Genomic DNA, 387 nt, shown 5'->3' with positions numbered 1-387 from the left:
CCCCGTGCCCCCGCGGCGGGGGGGGGGGGGCCGCCGGGGGGGCGGGGGCCCCCCCCCGACGGGTGTGGGTCAGGCCTTGATGGTGAGCCAGGCGCCGAGGCCGTTGCAGCCGCGGGCGTCGTAGCTGGTGCTGCGGTAGCCGGCCGGGATCGGCGAGTAGGGGCAGGTCCAGATGCCGTTGCGGACCAGTTCGTGGAACCAGGCGCCGACGCCGCTGCACCCCTGGGGGTTGTAGTTGGTCAGGACGTAGCCGGAGACGATCGGCGAGCCGGAGCAGGTCCACAGGCGGTTCTGGGCGGGGGGGGGGGGGGAGCCGGCGGGGGGGTGTGGGCGGCCGGGGTGGATATTTGTGTTGTGTGGTGAGAGCGCGGGGGCGCGCGCGCGGCG

General features: G+C 76.5%; 1 pseudogene. It reads right to left on the bottom strand.

Features of this window, described 5'->3' with window-relative positions:
• Nucleotides 1–69: 69 nt before the first annotated feature.
• Nucleotides 70–387, bottom strand: a pseudogene (locus tag ACFV6I_RS27790) (hypothetical protein); the annotation flags it as partial.

The sequence above is a fragment of the Kitasatospora sp. NPDC059803 genome, assembly GCF_042732255.1.
Classification (GTDB): Bacteria; Actinomycetota; Actinomycetes; order Streptomycetales; family Streptomycetaceae; genus Kitasatospora.
Note: the sequence above shows the minus strand (reverse complement) of the source record. Positions and strands in the feature narration are given on the sequence as shown.